Here is an 18,266-nt window from a genome sequence, read left to right as displayed (position 1 = left end):
CCGCGGATGCTCGCCTCAGCGCCGGAGCGCGCGCCATTCCTCGAGCGCGGCGTTGAACCTGGGATCGCCGGCCTTGACCTCGATCGCCGGTGCCGGTGCCGGCGCCGTTGTCTTGCGCGGCGCGAAGAGCCCGCCGAGCGCCGGCTGGGGCGTCCTCGTCGCCTTCGCGGTGATCGCCTTCGGGGTGATCGCCTGTCGCGCCGGCTTCCTCCGGGTCTCCTTCGCAACGGCCGTCGCGCCGGTGACGACCGCGGTCGCGGTGCTCCGCCGGTTGCGGGTGTAGTGCAGTTCGCGCGCCCCGAAGTAGAATGAGACGATGGCGCCGAGCAGCCACCAGAGCGGCTCGGGAACCAGCGCGAGCGATTCCATGCGCCGCGCGAATTCCTCGGGCGAGATCATCGCATAGCCGAAGAGCCCGAAGGTGCCGCCGACGAGAAGCGGCCGGGGCAGGCGGTTTAGCCCATTCACGAAACCGTCGAACCAGCCTTGCGGCGCCTCCCGGAACTCGGCCTCGTACTGGCTGAGCGCCGCCTGTCCCATCGCGGCCTCGGCCGCCTCGCGCTCGGCACGGTTGCCGGCGAAGACCTCGGCGAGTTCGCCGACGGCGCCCGCGACCTCGCGCGCGCCCAGAACCGTGCCGATCAGCCCCATGACCTGACCCTTTCGTCATGCTGCGCGCGGGTGAAATGGAAGCGCGCGGAGATGAATTCCTCGGCCCGGGTGATCCAGCCACCCTTGCCGCCGTTCTTCGCCCGCGCGAATTTCCGGCTCGCGGGCCGGAGATCGCCGAGACGGTAGTAGTAGTTGCGCCGTTCGATGCCGTAGGCGTCGGCGAGATGGCGCGGTGCCATCGCCATGGCCTTCGCCGCCGCCCGGGCGGTTCCGGGGCCGACCACGCCATCGTCGCGGAGCGCGAGACCGAAGGCGGTGATCAGCCGCTGCAGGATTTTCACCGCGTTGGCCCCGGCGTTGACCTGCATGTCGAAGACGCTGGGCCGGAGCGGCTCGGGCAGCAGGTCGAGCCGCGGCTTCTCGTAGTAATGGCGCACGTAGATCGCCGCGGCCTCCTCGGCGGTCAGTGCCCGCAGGTCGTCGAGATCGGCGCCCTGGCCGCTCTCGCGTCTCAGCGCGCGCAGGGTACCGATGGTGACGCCGAAATTCGTGGCGCCGCCCGGATCGTCGGGGTCGTTCACATACCCGCCTTCGCGCCGGACGATGTCCCGCGCGATCATCTCCACTGCATCCATGGTCGAATGAGGCTCCCTTGCACTGGATCGGAGCCGGGACGGGTGGAGCGCCCCAGGGCTGCTCGGTCCGTCCTTGGGGCGAATCCCGCCCCCGCGCCGGGGAAGCTGGCATGAAATCGCTAAGGATGCCTTGCCGACCGGCTCAGCCCATCTCGGCGGCCGCCTTGAGCAGTCGCTGGAGCGTGCCGAGGGTTCTGGTCGTCACCGGCACGCCGAGCAGTCTTTCGAGAAACCCGGTCACATCGCCCGGCGCCCCGCGGCGCATCCAGCAAACGGTGCTCGCGCTGCCCCGGTCCAGCCGGCGCAGTTCGACCAGCCCGTTCGCGCCGCGCAGGGGCAGGGTCAGATCGGGCGGCGGCCCGGCATCGGAAGGCTTGGCATCGGAAGGCCTGGCACCGGGACGACCGGTATCGAAGAACGAGATCGCCGACCTGTGGACCCCCTCGGCCGGGTCGGCGGCCGGTGTCGCCGCGACGGCCTCCGCGACCTCCTCGATGGTACGGAGCATGACCGGATGCTCGAAACCGCGGGCGCGCAGTACGTGGAGCGCCTGGTCGCAGGTCGCCCGGGCGGAGGTCGCGGAGAAGATGACGGTGCCGTTGGTCTGGAAGCTCCGGACGCGAAGCGCCCCGTCGAAGGCGGACAGGAGCTCGTCCTTCGTCGGACTGCCCTTGTGGCCGAGGTTCAGGTTCCTGAACAGAGCGACATGCAGCCTGGGCGCGTCGGAGGGTGTCATGACTGGCCGGGTCCTGCCTCGCTCGATGGTGCTCTCCCGATGGTGCTTTCGGAAGGGATCGCCCTAGCTTCCGGGGTCTTCGTCACCCTCCGGGCGGTAGAGCCCCTGTTCCTTGAGCGCGTCCGCGACCTCCTTCGGCATGTAGTTCTCGTCATGCTTCGCGAGGATCTCGCTCGCGATGAAGGTGTCGTTCTCGATCGCTCCGGAGGCGATGACGCCCTGGCCCTCGCGGAAGAGGTCGGGCGGGATGCCCTCGAAGACGACCGCCTGAGTCGCGCCGCCGTCGGTGATGTCGAAGGTGATCACGCCATCGGTGCCGCGCACGACCGAGCCCTCCGCGACGAGACCGCCGAGGCGGAACCGCTCGCCCGCTCCGGGCGGCTCATCGACGATTTGGGAGGGGCTCCGGAAGAACTCGATCCCGTCGCGCATCGCATAGCCGATGATCCCCGTGGCAATCACGAGCATCGCGCCGCCGAGCGCCATGAGCTGGATCCGGCGTCGTTTCTTCAGGCCGACGGCCATCTTGCTTTCCTCTTGCGCGGCGGTTCAGGTCACGAGCTGGCGTTGTATGGGCGCCAGCTTGTTCAGTTCCGCGTTCAGTTCCGCCCCGAATATAATGGTGGCCCCCGTCAGGTAGAAGAACATCAACGTGATGATAACGCCCGCCAGCGTGCCGTAGGTCACCGTATAGGTCGGCGTGAAGCTCAGATAGATCGTGAATCCCCCCGCCGCGATGAGCCAGATCAGGGCCGAGATGATCACCCCCGGCCAGATCAGCGTCCCGGGCGCGTGGCGGCGGCCGGGCAGCCAGCGATGCATCAGCGAGACGAATCCGACGAAGACCATGATCCCGAACCCGTAGGTGACATAGCCGGCGAGGGAGGGAATGGCGATATTCGCCCGCTCCGACAGCACGCGCATGATGATCGGGCTCAGGAGGATCGAGACCCCGAGGAGCGCCGCGACCACCGCGCCGAGCAGCACGATGCCGATCGCCATCGCCCGGTTCATGACGAAATGCCGCGGGTCGATGATGCCATAGGCGCGGTCGAAGGCGATCCGGAAGGCCTCGACCGCGTTCGAGGCGACCCAGACCGCGAAGAGCGCCGAGAGGGTCAGCACCTCGCTGCTCTGCTTGTTGAGCACTTCCTCCACCACCGGCTCCAGCGTCAGCGCGACGTGCTCCGGCGCGATCTGGAACAGCGCGTCGATGATGCCCTCGGACCGGCTCTCGCCGACGAGGATACCGGTCAGGGTCGCGGCGAAGATGAGGAAGGGAAAGATCGACAGAAGCCCCGAGAAGGCGATGTAGCCGGCCATCGCCGCCCCGTCGTTGTTCTGGAACCGGTTCATCGTGTTCCAGAGCGTGACGCAGGATTCCCAGACTTTCCGCCGTTTCCTCACACGCGCCGCTGCCTCACGGGAAGAGCGGGGCGGCCATGAGGCCCGCCGTCTCGGGAAGGCCGAGCATCAGGTTGGCGTTCTGCAGCGCCTGCCCCGAGGAGCCCTTGGTCAGGTTGTCGAGCGTCGAGAAGACCATGACCCAGCCCGGCCGCCGGTCGGCGATCACGCCGAGATGGACGAAGTTCGAGCCCCGGACATGCCGCGTCGCCGGCGCCTCGCCGAGCGGCAGCACGACCATGAACGGCTCGTCCGCGTAGGCGTCGGCGAGCGCCTTGTGTACCGCCTCGGCCTCGCCGCGCACATAGACCGTGGCGAGGATGCCGCGGTTCTGCGGCAGGAGGTGCGGCGTGAAGGTCACCTGGACCTCGCGCCCGGCGGCTCTGGTGAATTCCTGGTCGAATTCGGCGAGGTGGCGATGCTTGGCGACGTTGTAGGCGTGGAAGCCTTCGGAGACCTCCGAATGGAGCGAGCCCTCCTTGGGCGAGCGGCCGGCCCCGGAGACGCCGGTCGCGAGGTCGATGATGATCATCTCGGGATCGATGACGCCCGCGCGCAGCAGCGGCAGGATCGCATAGATCCCGGTCGCGGCGTTGCAGCCGGTGCCCGCGACCAGCCGGGCGCCCTTGATCTCGTCGCGGTAGAACTCGGTCAGCCCGTAGACGGCTTCCGCCTGCAGGTCGAGCGCGAGATGCTCGTGCCCGTACCATTTCGCATAGACCGCCGGATCGCGGAGCCGGAAATCCGCCGAGAGATCGACGACCTTGAGCGTTCGCGGCAGTTTCGCGATCACTTCCTGGCTCGTCGCATGCGGCAGCGCGCAGAAGGCGAGATCGATGCCGGAGAAATCCACCGCGTCGATCGTCGTCAGAACGGGCAGGTCGAGATGGCGCAGGTGCGGGAAGACCTCGCCCATGCTCTGGCCGGCCTTGCGATCGGCGGTGAGCGCGGCGATCCGGATCGAGGGATGGGTCGCGATCAGCCGGACGAGCTCCGCGCCGGTATAGCCGCTGGCACCCAGAATGGCGACGTTGAAGGTCCTGGTCATGACGCTCCCGTGAGGACGGTTTCAATCGGGATTAGAACAAAGCGCCCCTGCGATCAATCAGCCGGTCCGTTTCGCGGACGATCGGCCGGAGGCATCACGCCCGGCGGAACGGCAGTTCCGTGCCGGTGAAGACGCGCGCGCGGGAGCCGACGGCCGCCGGGTCGCCGGTGGTGAGATAGGTGACGGCGCCGGTTCCTCCCGCGAAACGGCGGTGGCGCTTGAGGTAATCCGCGAGGCTCGCGGCGATCAGCGCCGGCTGCGAGACGAGCGTGGTCGATGCGGGCAGGGCGGCGTGGAAGGCCTCCTCGACCAGCGGATAGTGGGTGCAGCCGAGCACCGCCGATTGCGGCCGCGGCAGGTGCTGGAGCAGCGCCTCGACATGGTCGCGGGCGACGGCGGCCGCGGCGGCGAGGTCGCCCGCCTCGATGGCTTCGACGAGGCCGACGCAGGCGCGCGGCACCACCGTCACGTCGCGGGCGCGAAATTTCAGCTCGCGCGGGAAGGCACCGCTCTGCACCGTCGCCGCCGTGGCGAAGAGCGCGACATCGCGAAGCCCGGTATGGGTGGGCGGCGTGTTGTCGCCCCAGTCGCGCCGGGTCAGATGCTCGATCACCGGCACGAAGACGCCGAGCACGCGGTGCGCCTCCGGGTTGAGCCAGTTCACCTGCAGATCGTGGAGCGCGACGGCCGAGGCGGTGTTGCAGGCGAGGATCACGAGCCCGCAGCCCTCGCGAAACAGCCGAGTCACGCCCGCGATGGTGAGATCGTAGATTTCCACTGGCGGGCGAGGCCCATAAGGCGCGCTGGCATTGTCGCCGAGATAGACGAAATCCTGATCCGGTAGCGCGTTTCGCGCCGCCTGGAGAACGGTGAGCCCCCCGAGTCCGCTGTCGAAGACACCTATGGCCATGATGTTCGAGCCGTCTCCGACCAGTGACCGATACGTGGGCGATGCATGAGCGATACCCGGGCATCGCGCCCGGGCGCCATCATATCGGCCCCGGCGGCGGACACAACCGAGCAGGAGCGGAAGGCGGCCGGAAGCAACCATGCGCCGGAGCGACGGGTTCCAAAACCGGCCCGGCGTCTTTATCAGGGGCGAATGACGGAGCCGAACGACCGAGGGAGCGGAAGAATGCGACGCTGGAATGGAATCCTGGCCGCCGGGGCGGCTCTCGTCCTCGCCGGATGCGCGGTCTCGCCGAGCAGTGAGGGGTCTTTCAATCAGTCCGGGGCGGTCACCGGCGCGGAGGCGTTGTTCCCGGTCGCCCGGCGGAGCGACGAGTTGCATCGCAACAATGGCAGCACGGGCCAGATGATGGGGGTTGGCGTTTGCCCGCGCGAGCGCGATCTCACCGACTGGCAGCCGCTGCTCAACCCCTCGCTCAACGCCTTCCCGCCGTCGCCGAAACCGGAATACACCCGGGCGCCGCGCGATTTCGGCCGCGCGTTCAACACCAGCGCCTATCGCGTGCTGCTCACGCAGGACATGGGCCGGGCTCGCGCCGACATAGACGCGCTGCGCGCCCATGCCGAGCGCAATTCCTGGGTGCCGCCGGTCCAGAGCAACGCCGCCGCGAGCGCGGTGATCGAGGGTCTTGGATCGGTTCTGCCCGCCTGGCAGATCCTGCGCCAGACCGCGGTCGCGACGGCGGAGGACAGGGCGCTGATCGACGGCTGGCTTCAACGCGCCTCCGAATATACCGACACCCATCCGGGCGAGAACAACGGCGGTACGTTCCGGGGCGCGAACGACATGCTCTGGGGCGCGATGTCGGGCGACCGGGCGCGGTTCCAGAAGGGGATCGACCAGGGCTTCATGCGCCAGCTCCGCGACATGCGTCCGGACGGCAGCTTCCCGCTCGAGACCGACCGGGGCGTGAAGGCGCTGGAGAACTCCAGCCGCAATGTCGCCCTCATGGTCTACTCGGCCGAGATCGGCCTGTCGCAGGGCGTCGATCTCTACGCGACCGAGGTGGATGGCAAGAGCCTGCACGACGCGGTGTCCTTCCTCGTGCGGGCCGCGGACGACAACGCGCTCGTCGATGTCTATGCGAAGGGCGACCGCAACCCGAGCCCCGGAACGCCGCCGTTCCGCCCGAACGCGCAGGTCTCGCCCTATGGCAACCCGTCGCGCGGCTGGGTCAAGCTCTACACCGACCGTTTCCCGGGAACGGAACTCTCCGAGGCCCTGCTCGCCCGGATCGAGCTTCCGTCGCGGATCACCGCCGATACCGTGGGCGGCACCGTCACCTGCTACGCGGGGGATGTCTGACGGGTCGGACCGCGGCGCCCGGCCGGAACGGCGCGGAATGCCCGGATGCCTTGGCCGCGCGCCGGCCAAGGCTGTTGCGAGCCGCCGGTGAGGGGTATAACAAGCGCGACCGGCCGCCCTCGGAGCTCACGCCATGTCCGAAGAATTCTACCGAATCAAGCGCCTTCCGCCCTATGTCTTCGCCGAGGTGAACCGTCTCAAGGCAAAGTACCGCGCCGATGGGATGGACATCATCGATTTTGGCATGGGCAATCCGGACATGGATACGCCCGCGCATATCGTCGAGAAGCTGGTCGAGACGGTGCGGCGTTCGCGCACGCACCGCTATTCGGCGTCGAAGGGCATTCCCGGCCTGCGACGCGCGCAGGCGGGCTATTACGAGCGCCGCTTCGGCGTGAAGCTCGATCCCGAGCGCGAGGTGATCGCCACGCTCGGCTCGAAGGAGGGCCTTGCCAATCTCGCGATGGCGATCACCGGGCCGGGCGACGTGATGCTCGTCCCGAACCCGAGCTATCCGATCCATCCCTACGGTTTCATGATCGCGGGCGGCACGCTTCGCCATGTGCCGGCGCTGCATGACGGGGTGTTCGATCCCGAGGAATACCTGCGCGCCCTCGACCGGGCGGTGATGCATTCGGTGCCGAAACCGGTCGCGCTCGTCGTTTCCTTCCCGTCGAACCCGACGGCGCAGGTCTGCGACCTCGACTTCTATGGCGAGCTGATCGCGTTCGCGAAGAAGAACCATCTCTGGGTGCTGTCCGATCTCGCCTATGCCGAGATCTATTTCGACGGCAATCCGCCGCCTTCGATCCTGCAGGTCGAGGGTGCGAAGGACGTGGCCGTCGAATTCACCTCGCTCTCCAAGACCTATTCGATGCCCGGCTGGCGGATGGGTTTCGCGGTGGGGAACCCGCGGCTCGTCGACGCGCTGACGCGGATCAAGAGCTATCTCGACTATGGCGCCTTCACCCCGGTGCAGGTCGCCGCGGCCGCCGCGCTGAACGGGCCGCAGGACTGCGTCGCCGAGATCCGCGAGACCTACAGGCAGCGCCGCGACGTGCTCGTCGAGACGATGGGCCGGTCGGGTTGGACCATCCCCTCGCCGCCGGCGACGATGTTCGCCTGGGCGCCGGTGCCGGAGCCGTTCCGGTCGATCGGGTCGATGGGCTTCTCGAAAATTCTTCTGAAGGAGGCCGAGGTCGCCGTGGCACCCGGCATCGGCTTCGGCGAATACGGCGAGGGCTACGTCCGGCTCGGCCTCGTGGAGAACGAGCAGCGCATCCGCCAGGCCGCGCGCGGGGTGAAGCGCGTCATGCAGAACGCGCAAACCCTGCTCGACAAGTACCATGCCGAGGAAGTGGCCGCGTGACCGAGGAAGAATGGGACTTCGAGGAGCAGCGCGCCGACACCGAGATGACGGTGGCCGAGCTTCTCGCCGATACGGAACTGACCGCGGAGAGCGTGATCACGCTCGATCTCGAATTCATGCCGGAGACGGAGGAGGCGGATACCGAGGCCTTCGTCAAGGCGCTGGAGAGTTTCGGCTATCTCGCCAGCGCGACCGACGAGGGCGGGCGGGTCGATGCCTCGGTGCTCGACATCCCCTTCTCGGCCGAGGCGATCTGGACGCATGAGGAACGGACGACGAAGATCGCGCTCGCCCGCGGCTTCGTTCCTGACGGATGGGGTTTCTGGGAGCCCTGAACGGGATTTCTGGCACGAGGGCGTCGTGAATGACGCTTTTTCGTGCAGTTTCCAGTCACTTCCCGCTGAGGTCGCGCCCGGCTCTTGCCCCCGGCGGGTCAAGAGCCCACGCTCCGTGACCGCGCCTCGCCGCCCGTTGCGAGGATCGCGATCAGGGGGAAGGACGGGTCATGGCCAGGAAGTCGAAGGCGAAGGATGACGCGCGCGAGGCCGAACTGCGGACCAACGCGCATGAACACAGCGACCGCGAGATCGTCTGGAAGCGCGGGCCGAAGCCGAAGGAGAAGCCGCCGCGCGGGAAGCCCTACAAGTACATCGAGGAGCTGGTTCGGCTGCAGTTCGAGCTCATCAAGCTGCAGGACTGGGTGAAGGAGCAGGGCCTCCGCGTCGTCGTGCTCTTCGAGGGCCGCGACGCCGCCGGCAAGGGCGGGGTCATCAAGCGGATCAGCGAGAGCCTCAACCCGCGGGTCTGCCGCGTCGTGGCGCTCGGCACCCCGACCGACAGGGAGCGCGGGCAGTGGTACTTCCAGCGTTACGTCCCGCATCTGCCGGCTGAGGGCGAGATCGTGCTCTTCGACCGCTCCTGGTACAACCGGGCCGGGGTCGAGCGGGTCATGGGCTTCTGCACCGAGGAGGAATACCGCGAGTTCCTCCGCGCCTGCCCGCTCTTCGAGGAGATGCTGATCAATTCGGGGATCATCCTCGTCAAGTACTGGTTCTCGGTCTCCGACGAGGAGCAGGAGAAGCGGTTCCAGCAGCGCATCGAGAATCCGATCAAGCGCTGGAAGCTCTCGCCGATGGACCTGAAATCGCGGGACAAGTGGGTCGAGTATTCGCGCGCCAAGGACGAGATGCTGCGCCATACCGATACCGAGCTCTCGCCGTGGCATGTGGTGGATGCCAATGTGAAGAAGCGGGCGCGCCTCAACTGCATCAGCCATCTTCTGACCCGGGTCCCCTACGAGGAGATCCCCCGGCGCGAGGTGAAGCTGTCGCCGCGGCCATCGGATGAGGGCTATGTCCGGCCGCCGAAGGAGGACCAGCGCTGGGTGCCCGAGGTCTATTGAGGGGCAGTCGGGAGGGGCGCGGCGACTTCGCGATTGCGATGCCGCCGTCGCTCCACTACGAGGGGGCGCCACGTCCGGGACTTCGGAGACCGCCATGAACAAACCCCTTCGCGTCGCCATCGCAGGCCTCGGCACGGTTGGCGCGGGCGTCGTCAAGCTGCTCCAGGGCAATGCCGGGCTGATCACCGCGCGCGCCGGACGGCCGATCGAGATCGCCGCGATCAGCGCGCGGTCGCGCTCCCGCGATCGCGGCGTCGATGTCTCCGGCTATGACTGGGAAGACGATCCCGTCGCGCTCGCCCGGCGCGAGGATGTCGATCTCGTGGTCGAGGTGATGGGCGGCGAGGACGGGCCGGCCAAGGCCACGGTGCTCGCGGCGCTCCAGTCCGGCAAGCATGTCGTCACCGCGAACAAGGCGATGATGGCGCGCCACGGGCAGATGCTCGCCGAGACCGCCGAGGAGGCGGGCGTCGCGCTCCGCTTCGAGGCGGCGGTGGCGGGCGGCATACCGATCGTCAAGGCGCTGACCGAGGGGCTGGCGGGGAACCGCATCCACCGCGTCATGGGCGTCATGAACGGCACCTGCAACTACATCCTGACCCAGATGGAGGAGACCGGCGCCTCCTATGAGGCGGTGCTGGCGGAGGCGCAGCGGCTCGGCTACGCCGAGGCTGATCCGAGCTTCGACGTGGGCGGGATCGACGCGGCGCAGAAGCTCGCGCTTCTCGTCTCGATCGCCTTCGGGACGCGGGTCGATTTCGACGCCGTGGCGATCGAGGGGATCGAGCGCGTCAGCCTCACGGATATCGAGCACGCGGCGGACATGGGCTACCGGATCAAGCTCCTCGGCGTGGCCCAGGCGAACGCGGACGGACTCGAGGCGCGGATGCAGCCCTGTCTCGTGCCGGCGCAATCCTCGATCGGCCAGCTCGAAGGCGTGACCAATCTCGTGCTCGTCGAGGGCGATTTCGTCGGTCAGGTGGTCTGCCAGGGGCCGGGGGCGGGCGAGGGCGCGACTTCCTCGGCGATCCTCGGCGATGTGATCGACGTGGCGCGCGGCCTCGTGATCCCCGCCTTCGGCCAGCCCGCGAGCGGCCTTGCCGCCGCGAACCGGACCGACGAGGGCGCGCCCGCCGCCTATTACCTGCGCTTCGCGGTGACGGACGCGCCGGGCGTGCTCGCCAAGGTCGCGGCCGAGCTTGGCGCGGCGGGCATATCGATCAACCGGATGCGGCAGTACGAGCACGCGGGCGAGGAAGCCCCGGTCCTGATCGTGACGCATCGCGGCAGGCGCGCGGCGCTCGACGGTGCGCTCGAGCGAATCGCCGCGCTCGACGTCTGCCGCGCGGCGCCGGTGGCCATCCGGATCGAGGACGTTTGATGCGCCCCGCCCGGGCGAAACGGCTTCGCGGGGCAGGAGGAATGCACTAGAACCAACCCAGGCAGCTGCTTGAAAGGGTACCAGATGTCCGTTGACCAACTCTTCGCCGACCGGATGCTCTCGTTGGGTCTCGCGCGCGTATCGGAGGCCGCGGCGATCGCCTCGGCCAAGCTGATCGGCAGCGGCAACGAGAAGGCGGCCGACCAGGCCGCGGTCGATGCGATGCGTACGCAGCTGAACCTGCTCGACATCGCCGGCGTCGTGGTGATCGGCGAGGGTGAGCGCGACGAGGCTCCGATGCTCTATATCGGCGAGGAGGTCGGGACCGGCACCGGACCGGGCGTCGATATCGCGCTCGACCCGCTCGAAGGCACGACGCTCTGCGCCAAGGACATGCCGAACGCGCTCGCGGTGATCGCGATGGGTCCGCGCGGTTCGATGCTGCATGCGCCGGATGTCTACATGGAAAAGCTCGCGATCGGACCCGGCTATGCGAAGGACGTGGTCAGCCTCGACATGACGCCGACCGAGCGGGTCCAGGCGATCGCCAAGGCCAAGGGCACGGACGCGGGCGGCGTCATGTGCTGCGTGCTGGAGCGTCCGCGCCATGAGGCGATGATCGCCGAGTTGCGCGAGAGCGGCGCGCGCATCCGGCTCATCACCGACGGCGACGTGGCGGGCGTGATCCACTGCGCCGAAAGCGCCAAGACCGGCATCGACATGTACATGGGCTCGGGCGGCGCGCCTGAGGGTGTGCTCGCGGCGGCTGCGCTCAAATGCATGGGCGGGCAGATGTGGGGCAAGCTCCTGTTCCGCAACGACGACGAGAAGGGCCGCGCGAAGACCGCCGGCATCACCGATCTCGACAAGGTCTACAACCGCGACGAGATGGTGACGCAGGATGTCATCTTCGCGGCGACCGGCGTGACCGACGGCTCGCTGGTCCACGGCGCGCGGCGCGACGGCGAGTGGATGGAGACCGAGACCATCCTCATGCGCTCCAAGACCGGATCGGCGCGGCGCCTGCTCTATCGCCAGCGCAACAACTGATGACGCGACCGCTCTCCCGGAAGGAGAAGACTTCCATCGGCTTCCTCGTCGTGTGGATGATCTTCTGGGGGGGCGGCATGCTGCTCGTCGTGCTGGCGCTGGGCGGGGCGGCGATGGCGGGGGATGTCGCGCCGATGATCTTCATGATCGTCTGGCTCGTCGCCGCGGGCTTCGGCCTCTACCGGGCGGGGCGCCAGCTCAGGACGCTGCTGATGCGCGACGGGCAACCGAGGCGGCCGCCGACGAGCCAGCCCTGGCATGACGGGATGACGGAGCGCCCGAAGCTCGAACCGATGGATGCCACCTGGGAGGGCGCGCCTGAGCCGCGGGTCCCGGTGGGGCGGACCTGGAATGACGGGATGCCGGGCCGCGCCTCGCCACCGTCCGAGGCGCCCCCGTCGGCGCCCCCGGATGCGCCACCGCCGCCGCCACTCCCGCGAGACACGGATGGGAGTGAGCCGCGATGAACCACGTCCGCGGCTTCGAGAATCCCGGAACCGCCTTCCTCGGCGTGACCGCCTCCGCGACGGGACGGCGCTGGGTCGGGCCCGGAGCTGAGGAGGACCGGCTCGCCCGGGCGATCGCCCAGGCCGCGGGGACGCCCGCGATCGTCGCCGCCGTCCTCGCGCGCAGGGGAGTCCAGCCCGCCGAGGCGGCGGCCTATCTCGCGCCCTCGCTGCGTGACCTCATGCCCGACCCCTCGCGGCTGCGCGACATGGACCGGGCCGCCGAGCGGCTCTGCGCGGCCGTCAGGCGGCGCGAGCGGATCGCGGTCTTCGCGGATTACGACGTGGACGGCGGCGCCTCGGCGGCGCTCATCATCGACTGGCTCCGGGGGCTCGGGATCGGGGCGAGCCTCTACATCCCCGACCGGATCGACGAGGGCTATGGCCCGAACGTCCCCGCGATGCGCGCGCTCGGCGCGGAGCACGATCTGATCATCTGCGTCGACTGCGGCACGCTGAGCTTCGAGCCGATCGCGGCCGCGGGCTGCGACGTGGTCGTGGTGGACCACCATCTCGCGGGCGAGACGCTACCCGACGCGCTCGCCGTCGTGAACCCGAACCGCCAGGACGAGACCTCGGGGCTCGGCTATCTCTGCGCGGCGGGCGTGGTCTTCATGCTGCTCGTGGCCGCGAACCGGCTGCTCAGGGCAGAAGGCATGGCCGGGCCGGATCTGATGGGGCTCCTCGATCTCGTCGCCCTCGCCACCGTCGCCGATGTGGCGCCGCTGACCGGGCTCAACCGCGCCTTCGTGCGGCAGGGGCTGCGCGTGATGGCGCAGCGCGGGCGCCCGGGGATCGAGGCGCTGTCGCGCGTCGCGGGGGCGAACGGGGCGCCGACGCCCTATACGCTCGGCTTCGTGCTCGGTCCGCAGGTGAACGCCGGCGGACGGATCGGCGCGGCGGATCTCGGCGCCCGGCTGCTCGCGACACGCGACGCGGACGAGGCGACGGCGCTGGCGGAGCGGCTGCACCGGTTGAACGGCGAGCGCCGGGAGATCGAGGCGGCGGTGCTTGCCGCCGCCGAAGCGCAGGTCGAGGCCCGGATTGAAGCCCGGGTTGAGGCCGGGGTTGAGACCGGGGGGGAGGCGGATCCGGGGGGAAAAGCACCCCTGGTCTGGGCGGCGGGCGAGGGCTGGCACCCCGGGGTGGTCGGCATCGTCGCCGCGCGGCTGAAGGAGGCGCATGGCCGTCCCTCGGTCGTGATCGGCTTCGACGGCGATGCCGGCAAGGGATCGGCGCGCTCGGTCGCAGGCGTGGACCTCGGGGCGGCCGTCGCACGGCTGATGCGCGAGCGCCTGATCGAGAAGGGCGGCGGACATCGCATGGCAGCCGGGCTGAGCCTTTCGCGCGCTCAGCTCGAACCCGCCATGGAGCGGCTGGGCGAACTCATCTCCCTGGGCGGTGTGGAGGGTGGCGAGCCGCGCGACCTGACGGTGGAGGGCATGATCGGCGTCTCCGGCGCCACGCCGGAGCTCGCGACACTGATCGCCGCCGCTGGCCCCTACGGCGCGGGAAGCCCGGCGCCCCGGATCGTGCTCGCCGAAACGCTCATCGCAGGCGTCCGCCGGGTCGGTGACGGCCATCTGGCGCTCCGCCTCGGGGACGGCGCCGGCCGGCTCGACGCGATGCTCTTCCGCGCCTTCGCCTCGCCGCTCGGCGAGCTCATGGAACGCTCGGTTGGGACCCGGATGCATTTCGCCGGTCGGCTGGAGCGCGACGACTGGGCCGGAAGCACGCGGGCGAAGCTCCATGTCGAGGATGCCGCGCCGGTCTGAGCCTGCGCGGAACTTTCGGGATCGAAGCTTCAGAATATGCTTGATCCCCGGCTGGGCCGTCGCTACATAGCCCCCCGCTGGTCCCTTCGTCTATCGGTTAGGACGTCAGATTTTCAATCTGAAAAGACGGGTTCGACTCCCGTAGGGACTGCCATCCGCCGCTTCACCGCGGTGGCCGCGCACTAAGGACGGTCCCTTCGTCTATCGGTTAGGACATCAGATTCTCAATCTGGAAAGACGGGTTCGACTCCCGTAGGGACTGCCAGCAACACTCGACAAGACCACACTAGCCACGCCATCGCCCGCGTGCCTTCGAGCGTTGGTTGACCCCGCCCGCGCGGCGGCGGAAAAGGCGCCATGACGCAGTTGATTCCCGCATGGGTCGATGGAGATCTGGTCCCGCTCGACAAGCTGGACGTGCATCGACGCGGCCTGCGGCATCCGGCGGTCTCGGTGTTTCTCCTCGACGGCGACCGTTTCCTGATCCAGCGACGCGCGCTCGGCAAATACCATACGCCGGGGCTCTGGGCGAATGCCTGCTGCACCCATCCGCGCTGGGGCGAGGCGCCGGACGATTGCGCGGCGCGGCGGCTCGGCGAGGAGCTTGGCGTGACCGGGATCGCGCTCCGCCCGCGCGGCGAGGTCGAGTACCGCGCCGATGTCGGCGGCGGGATGGTCGAGCACGAGAGGGTCCGCCTCTTCACCGGCGACTGGCGGCGCGGGCTCGCGATCCGGCCGGACCCCGACGAGGTGATGGACTGGCGCTGGCTGAGCGTGCCGGAACTGCGTGGGGAGATCGCCGAGGCCCCGGAACGCTTCACGCCCTGGCTCCGGCTCTATCTCGCGCGCCATTCGGACGCGATCTTCGGCTCGACCTGACGAACAGGCCTGACGGCCAGTTCAGGCGTCGAAGAACCCCTCGCCCGCGCGGCCCCTGAGGTCGGCGGCGAGCGCGGTGCCGAGCGCCTCCGCCTCGGCCACGCCGCCGCTTACCTCCCCGGTCAGGCATTCCGACCCGTCCGGCCGCAGGATCTCGCCCCGGAGCCGCAGCGTGCCGCTGGAAAGCGTCGCCAGCCCCGCGATCGGCGTCTGGCAGGAGCCGTCGAGCCCCGCGAGCAGTGCCCGCTCCGCCCGGAGCCGGTGCGCCGTGTCGGCATCATTGATCCGGGCGAGCATCGCCGTGACCCGCGCATCGCCGAGCCGCTGCTCCACCCCGATCGCGCCCTGGGCGATCGCGGGCAGCATCTCCTCCACCGGGATCGGCGCGCGCGCCACGTCGCGGAGGCCGAGCCGGCGCAGCCCGGCCATCGCGAGGAAGGTCGCCTGCGCGACGCCCTCCGAGAGCTTCCGGAGCCGCGTCTGCACATTGCCGCGGAACTCCACCACTTCGAGATCCGGCCGCCGGTGGCAGAGCTGCGCGCGACGCCTGAGCGAGGAGGTGCCGACGACCGATCCCGGTTCGAGATCGGCGAGGTTCCCGGTCCCGAGCCCGCCAAGCGCGATGAAGGCGTCGCGCACATCCTCGCGCGGCAGGTAGCAGGTGATCGCGAGCCCATCCGGCTGGACGGTCGGCATGTCCTTCATCGAATGGACGGCGATGTCGATTTCGCCGGCGAGCAGCGCGTCCTCGATCTCGCGCGTGAAAAGCCCCTTGCCACCCAGTTCCGACAGCGGGCGATCCTGAACCCGGTCGCCGGTCGTCTTGATCGGAACGATGGCGAAGGCCGCTTCCGGCAGGCCATGCGCGGCCATGAGCCGGATCTTGGTCTCATGCGCCTGGGCGAGTGCCAGCGGGCTCCCGCGGGTGCCGATGCGGAGCGGGCGGTAGGAGTCCGGGGGGTCGCTCGGGGAAAGATCGGTCATCGTGGGATCGGTCATGAAAATGTGGCGGTCGCTCGCGGCGTGGGCGCCCGATCTGGCGGCCGCTGGCTTTTCACCGCCCGCTTTATCCGCTAGGTCGCCGCGGGACAATGAAAAACCGGCCAGCGGGGGATGCGATGCGAACGGCGGAGAAACGGCTGATGCGAGCTCTCGCGGGCGAAACGCTGGCGGTTCCGCCGGTCTGGATGATGCGCCAGGCCGGGCGCTATCTGCCGGAATACCGCGCGACGCGTGCGAAGGCGGGAAGTTTTCTCGATCTTTGCTACGATCCCGACCTCGCGACCCAGGTCACGCTGCAACCGATCCGGCGTTATGGTTTCGACGCTGCGATCCTCTTCGCGGACATCCTGCTGGTGCCGCAGGCGCTCGGAGCCGACCTCCGCTTCGTGGAGGGCGAGGGGCCGCGGCTCTCGACGGTGACGGGCGCGGAGGATCTCGCACGCCTCGGCCCGGCGGATGCGATCCACGAGACGCTGGCGCCGGTCTACGAGACCGTGCGAAGGCTTCGCGCCGAATTGCCCGCGGAGACGGCGCTGATCGGTTTCGCCGGCGCGCCCTGGACGGTGGCGACCTATATGGTCGCGGGCCGCGGCACGCCGGACCAGGCGCCGGCGCGGCGGCTCATCTATTCCGACCGCGCGGTGTTCGACGCGCTCATCGAGCGGATCACCGAGGCGACGATCGCCTATCTGACGCGCCAGATCGAGGCGGGCGCCGAAGTCGTGAAGCTTTTCGACAGCTGGGCGGGCGCGCTGCCGGGGGCGGAATTCGAGGCCTATTGCATCGGGCCCGCCCGACGGATCGTCGCGGCGTTGCGGGCGGTGGCCCCCGAAGTGCCGGTGATCGGCTTCCCGCGCGGCGCGGGTGGCGGCTACCAGAGCTTCGCCGAGGCGACGGGCGTCCGGGCGATCGCGCTCGACACCAGCGTCGATCCGGCCTGGGCGCGGCGTGCGATGCCAGGCGTCTGCCTGCAGGGCAATCTCGATCCGCTGCTGCTCGTGACCGGCGGCGCCGCGCTCGACGCGGCGACCCGCGCCTGTGTCGCGGCCTTCGGCGGCGGCCCGCATGTCTTCAACCTCGGCCACGGGATCACGCCGGACGCGGACCCTGCGAATGTCGAGCGGATGCTGCGGGCGATCCGGGGTTAGCCGCGCCGAGATTCCGGTTGACCGGACGGCCCGCGCAGGGCGGCCTCAGCCCGCCCAGTTTCAATCGTCGAGGCGGCGTGCCTCGTCGATGAGCATGACCGGAATGCCGCCGTGGATCGGGAAGGCGAGATGCGCCCCGCGCGAGATCAGTTCCCGCCGCGCGGGATCATAGACCAGCGATCCACGGGTGACGGGGCAGACCAGATATTCGAGCATCCGCCTGTCGATCGGCGGCGCGGCGGCTTCGGCATCGCTGGTCATCGGATCGGTGGTCGCCGCATCGGTGGCATCGGAGCGAGGGAGTTCCGGGCCGGGACGTTCCGGGCCCGGAATCTCGGGGCCGGGGTGGTCGTCGGGCGTGTCGGTCACTGGATCTGTCCCTCGTCGCCACCGCTCCTGAGAGCGAATTCCATCAGCGTCACCAGCGTCTCGCGCCGCGTCTCGAGCGTCGGCGCTTCGAGCAGCGCCTGTTTCTCCTCGGGATCGAAGGGGCAGAGGATCGAGAGCGAATTGATGAGCAGCTCCGGTTCCGCTTCCTTCAGGCTGTCCCAGTCGGAATTGAGCTGGGCGGCGGCGAAGAACCGGGCCAGCACCTCGAGAAAGGCGTCGCGGTCGAAGCCGGGATCGCGCTCCACCCGGGCAAGGTCGCGTTCGAAATCGGACCAGTCCACCTCGGCCCGGAGATAGGGTGTGAACCCCTCGCGCTGATCGCCCATCCGGAACCGGCAGACGCCCGAGAGCGTGATCAGGTAGCGTCCGTCCTCGGTCTCCTGCAGCGCGGTGACGCGGCCGGCGCAACCGATCTGGTGCAGCCGGACCGTATCGGCGCCCGGCCGTCCACCGGGCACCGGCACCGGCTGTACCATGCCGATGAGCCGGTGCGGCGTCTTGAGCGTGTCCTCGAGCATCGCGAGATAGCGTGGCTCGAAGATGTTGAGCGGCAGCCGCGCGCGGGGCAGCAGCAGGGCGCCCGGCAGCGGAAAGACCGGGATGCAGTCCGGTAGATCAGCCAGGGTGAATATCGCCTTCGCCATGCCGCGCCTC

20 protein-coding genes and 2 tRNA genes are annotated in these 18,266 nt (G+C 69.3%); 12 read left to right on the top strand and 10 right to left on the bottom strand.

Annotation, left to right across the window (positions count from 1 at the left end; genetic code table 11):
• Positions 1–15 precede the first annotated feature (15 nt).
• The 7 genes from ACLJK8_RS00855 to murI all read right to left on the bottom strand — a co-directional run bounded on the left by ACLJK8_RS00855 (position 16) and on the right by murI (position 5,345).
• Positions 16–651, bottom strand: a complete 636-nt coding sequence (locus ACLJK8_RS00855; RefSeq protein WP_413148060.1) for a holin family protein — start codon at positions 649–651, stop codon at positions 16–18.
• A complete protein-coding gene (locus ACLJK8_RS00850) occupies positions 642–1,247 on the bottom strand; it encodes a holin-associated N-acetylmuramidase (protein ID WP_413148059.1) in 606 nt (201 codons plus the stop codon). The genes ACLJK8_RS00855 and ACLJK8_RS00850 overlap by 10 nt, the downstream gene beginning before the upstream one ends.
• A 142-nt stretch (positions 1,248–1,389) precedes the next feature.
• Entirely contained in the window at positions 1,390–1,983 is a 594-nt protein-coding gene (locus ACLJK8_RS00845) for a DUF1697 domain-containing protein (RefSeq protein WP_413148058.1), read from the bottom strand.
• Positions 1,984–2,046: 63 nt separating this feature from the next.
• Positions 2,047–2,508 carry a cytochrome c maturation protein CcmE gene (ccmE, locus tag ACLJK8_RS00840; protein ID WP_413148057.1) on the bottom strand — a complete coding sequence of 154 codons (462 nt, stop codon included), beginning with the start codon at positions 2,506–2,508 and terminating at the stop codon, positions 2,047–2,049.
• 24 nt (positions 2,509–2,532) lie between these two features.
• Complete coding sequence (locus ACLJK8_RS00835; RefSeq protein ID WP_413148056.1) at positions 2,533–3,390, bottom strand: YihY/virulence factor BrkB family protein; 858 nt, start codon at positions 3,388–3,390, stop codon at positions 2,533–2,535.
• 13 nt (positions 3,391–3,403) lie between these two features.
• Positions 3,404–4,435, bottom strand: coding sequence for an N-acetyl-gamma-glutamyl-phosphate reductase (argC, locus tag ACLJK8_RS00830; RefSeq protein ID WP_413148055.1), 1,032 nt, complete (start codon positions 4,433–4,435; stop codon positions 3,404–3,406).
• A gap of 94 nt (positions 4,436–4,529) precedes the next feature.
• Positions 4,530–5,345: a glutamate racemase gene (murI, locus tag ACLJK8_RS00825; RefSeq protein ID WP_413148054.1), complete on the bottom strand. Its 816-nt coding sequence runs from the start codon at positions 5,343–5,345 to the stop codon at positions 4,530–4,532.
• A 225-nt stretch (positions 5,346–5,570) separates the two neighbouring features.
• On the opposite strand from murI, the gene ACLJK8_RS00820 reads away from it, so the two are divergent.
• From ACLJK8_RS00820 to idi, 11 genes are all read left to right on the top strand, one after another.
• The gene (locus ACLJK8_RS00820; protein WP_413148053.1) at positions 5,571–6,710 is read left to right on the top strand and encodes an alginate lyase family protein; all 1,140 of its coding nucleotides are present in this window, start codon (positions 5,571–5,573) and stop codon (positions 6,708–6,710) included.
• A gap of 133 nt (positions 6,711–6,843) precedes the next feature.
• Positions 6,844–8,079, top strand: a complete 1,236-nt coding sequence (locus ACLJK8_RS00815; RefSeq protein WP_413148052.1) for an LL-diaminopimelate aminotransferase — start codon at positions 6,844–6,846, stop codon at positions 8,077–8,079.
• Positions 8,076–8,414, top strand: a complete 339-nt coding sequence (locus ACLJK8_RS00810; RefSeq protein WP_413148051.1) for a hypothetical protein — start codon at positions 8,076–8,078, stop codon at positions 8,412–8,414. The genes ACLJK8_RS00815 and ACLJK8_RS00810 overlap by 4 nt, the downstream gene beginning before the upstream one ends.
• A 170-nt stretch (positions 8,415–8,584) precedes the next feature.
• Positions 8,585–9,481 carry a polyphosphate kinase 2 gene (ppk2, locus tag ACLJK8_RS00805; protein WP_413148050.1) on the top strand — a complete coding sequence of 299 codons (897 nt, stop codon included), beginning with the start codon at positions 8,585–8,587 and terminating at the stop codon, positions 9,479–9,481.
• 94 nt (positions 9,482–9,575) lie between these two features.
• Positions 9,576–10,862, top strand: a complete 1,287-nt coding sequence (locus ACLJK8_RS00800; protein ID WP_413148048.1) for a homoserine dehydrogenase — start codon at positions 9,576–9,578, stop codon at positions 10,860–10,862.
• Between the two features lie 84 nt (positions 10,863–10,946).
• The gene (gene glpX / locus ACLJK8_RS00795; RefSeq protein ID WP_413148047.1) at positions 10,947–11,912 is read left to right on the top strand and encodes a class II fructose-bisphosphatase; all 966 of its coding nucleotides are present in this window, start codon (positions 10,947–10,949) and stop codon (positions 11,910–11,912) included.
• Positions 11,912–12,379, top strand: a complete 468-nt coding sequence (locus ACLJK8_RS00790) for a hypothetical protein (protein WP_413148046.1) — start codon at positions 11,912–11,914, stop codon at positions 12,377–12,379. The genes glpX and ACLJK8_RS00790 overlap by 1 nt, the downstream gene beginning before the upstream one ends.
• Positions 12,376–14,193 carry a single-stranded-DNA-specific exonuclease RecJ gene (gene recJ, locus ACLJK8_RS00785; RefSeq protein ID WP_413148045.1) on the top strand — a complete coding sequence of 606 codons (1,818 nt, stop codon included), beginning with the start codon at positions 12,376–12,378 and terminating at the stop codon, positions 14,191–14,193. Before ACLJK8_RS00790 ends, recJ begins: the two co-directional genes overlap by 4 nt.
• Before the next feature lie 79 nt (positions 14,194–14,272).
• A tRNA-Glu gene (locus ACLJK8_RS00780) sits at positions 14,273–14,347 on the top strand.
• A 36-nt stretch (positions 14,348–14,383) separates the two neighbouring features.
• Positions 14,384–14,458 (top strand) — tRNA-Glu (locus ACLJK8_RS00775).
• Positions 14,459–14,550: 92 nt separating this feature from the next.
• Positions 14,551–15,072 (top strand): isopentenyl-diphosphate Delta-isomerase, encoded by a 522-nt coding sequence (idi, locus tag ACLJK8_RS00770; protein ID WP_413148044.1) that lies wholly within the window; start codon positions 14,551–14,553, stop codon positions 15,070–15,072.
• A gap of 21 nt (positions 15,073–15,093) precedes the next feature.
• On the opposite strand, the gene hemC is transcribed toward idi, so the two are convergent.
• The gene (gene hemC, locus ACLJK8_RS00765) at positions 15,094–16,056 is read right to left on the bottom strand and encodes a hydroxymethylbilane synthase (protein ID WP_413148043.1); all 963 of its coding nucleotides are present in this window, start codon (positions 16,054–16,056) and stop codon (positions 15,094–15,096) included.
• A gap of 134 nt (positions 16,057–16,190) precedes the next feature.
• Between hemC and hemE the strand changes: the two genes are divergently transcribed.
• Positions 16,191–17,222: a uroporphyrinogen decarboxylase gene (gene hemE, locus ACLJK8_RS00760; protein ID WP_413148042.1), complete on the top strand. Its 1,032-nt coding sequence runs from the start codon at positions 16,191–16,193 to the stop codon at positions 17,220–17,222.
• Between the two features lie 60 nt (positions 17,223–17,282).
• Here hemE and ACLJK8_RS00755 read toward each other — a convergent pair whose 3' ends face one another.
• On the bottom strand, positions 17,283–17,483 hold the full coding sequence (locus ACLJK8_RS00755) for a Trm112 family protein (RefSeq protein ID WP_413148258.1): 201 nt from the start codon (positions 17,481–17,483) through the stop codon (positions 17,283–17,285).
• 104 nt (positions 17,484–17,587) lie between these two features.
• Positions 17,588–18,256, bottom strand: a complete 669-nt coding sequence (locus ACLJK8_RS00750) for an LON peptidase substrate-binding domain-containing protein (protein WP_413148041.1) — start codon at positions 18,254–18,256, stop codon at positions 17,588–17,590.
• Positions 18,257–18,266: the final 10 nt, after the last annotated feature.

Origin of the sequence: Amaricoccus sp. W119, from assembly GCF_047275745.1 — a bacterium.
Taxonomy (GTDB): Bacteria; Pseudomonadota; Alphaproteobacteria; order Rhodobacterales; family Rhodobacteraceae; genus Amaricoccus.
This window is presented reverse-complemented; position numbering and strand designations above follow the sequence as displayed.